Source organism: Bacteroides sp. GD17 (assembly GCF_038448625.1).
Lineage (GTDB): Bacteria > Bacteroidota > Bacteroidia > Bacteroidales > Bacteroidaceae > Bacteroides.
This window is the reverse complement of sequence record NZ_JBCEZS010000052.1, coordinates 1-1,825: the sequence shown is the minus strand read 5'-3', so window position 1 is coordinate 1,825 and position 1,825 is coordinate 1. Positions and strand designations below refer to the sequence as shown.

Sequence of the window (1,825 nt, the reverse complement as noted above, 5' to 3'; positions counted from 1 at the left end):
GCAAATAGTAGCAATTTTATAACTTTATTCATGTCGTGACGGTTTTTAATATTACTTACCAAGTAACGGAACACCACCTCCCGATGCAAGAAGAAAAAAGCGTTTTTCTTCCGATTATTTAGTTGCAAAAGACTCTTTATAGATCAGTAAAGGGAATAAAAGGACAAGCCGTTTTCGAGACATCAAAAATGGAGTAAGACTTTGTGTGTTTTTCAGAACCCGTAGTCTGTGCAATATGTATTTTATCGGTTAATGTGTTGTCAAATAGATGAATTTTAAAGAATAAATACAAATGGTTAGTATTTTGTTTGGATAAATAAAAGATTATTTTCAACTTTGTGCACTATAACCTTCCGTTACTTGGTAAGTAACAGAACTCACCCAAACAACTCACAAAACATTGTTTATCACGATCTTTTCCGTTTCCCGTTGTTACCCATAACAGAAGCAATCAGCTCATTATTCGCCATATCCACCTTCTCGTCCTCGAAAGGCTTGAGGTAAGTTTCCGTTACCCTGATGGAAGAATGCCCCAACGCCTTACTGATGATACCCACATGCCAACCATGGTGGTAGGCTATCGTAGCCCAAGTATGGCGCGCCGTGTACGAACTTATCTTCACACCGGGCAGTAGCAGTGCGGCCATCTTTTGGAGGCTCCGGTTGAATCTCCTTAAAGCGCTCAGGTAAACTTCGTACACATCTTCACCGTCCTTCAGGATGGGAAACAGGAAATCAGTATCCGGTGATTGGTTTATGCACATTTCAAACAGCTGCATGGCTTCGTGGGGAATACGTACCGTGAGGCGGCGGCCCGTCTTGTGGCGGCAATAGGTGATGCAATCCCCATTCACGTCCTGCCTGCGCAGGTGGGCAAGGTCGATGAACGGCATGCCACGGAAAAGGAACATCAGCAGGAAATAGGAAAGCGCACGCTGCACGTCTTCGGGCAGGCAGGTGGGGTCGGCACCGGCCAGGGTGCGCGTCTGTTCATCGGTCAGGGCACGTTTGGTTTGGGACTCTACTTTGGTGTACACCTCGTCGAAGAGATGCGGATCACGGATTACCAACTGCGCAGCCACCATCCTGTTGTACACCGCCCGGAGTGTGCGCATGTAGGTGGACACGGTGTTCCAACTCGCCTTCCGTTGCCGCAGCCATGCCTGGTATTGCTTCAGCCGGGCCACGGTGAACACGTCGGGAATCTGCATCGGCACTCCCTTCGACGTGGCAAACGCTGTGAAAGAATGCAGCGTAGCGGTATAGGTATGTACCGAAGGGTGCTTCCCGTCCCGTTGCAGGCAACCGATCACAAAACTCATGTAAGGCGTCAGCAGTATTGCTTCGCCTTGTACTTCTTCTCTCGTTTTTTCTTCATCCATAAGCTTTTTCCTCTAAAGATACAACAGATAAAAAACATCCCGCCCCGTGCACTTGTTTTATGCACAGGGCGGGATGAAAACTGTGATGTAGCTTATAAGAGAACTAAAGTTCCTGTATTTCTTTCAGGGAAAGCCCTGTTATCTGCATAATCTGTTCAGGAGCCATACCGGAAGATTTCATTTTAAGGGCGATCTCGCGACGTTCTTTCTTTATTCCTTCTTCAAACCCTTCCTTATGTCCCAACTTGCGTTGTCCGCTGGCAATGGCAAGATTATCGCGATAAATCTTGATGCTTTCATCATACTTCAAGCGCTCCTCTTTACTCAAAGCAGAGATATCGACGATCTTCTCAAGCTCGTCGAATACAGACTTCTGTGCCTTGAAAGGCATACGTTTAAGCGTTTCCATATTCTTTAATACATAAATCCATCGTTCAAAATCA

General features: G+C 46.2%; 2 protein-coding genes. Both read right to left on the bottom strand.

Annotation, left to right across the window (positions count from 1 at the left end):
• Window positions 1-407: 407 nt before the first annotated feature.
• Window positions 408-1,382 carry a tyrosine-type recombinase/integrase gene (locus tag AAE250_RS23510; RefSeq protein ID WP_342289505.1) on the bottom strand — a complete coding sequence of 325 codons (975 nt, stop codon included), beginning with the start codon at window positions 1,380-1,382 and terminating at the stop codon, window positions 408-410.
• Between the two features lie 103 nt (window positions 1,383-1,485).
• A partial coding sequence (locus AAE250_RS23505; RefSeq protein WP_342289504.1) for a PD-(D/E)XK nuclease family transposase occupies window positions 1,486-1,825 on the bottom strand: 340 nt, incomplete at its 5' end.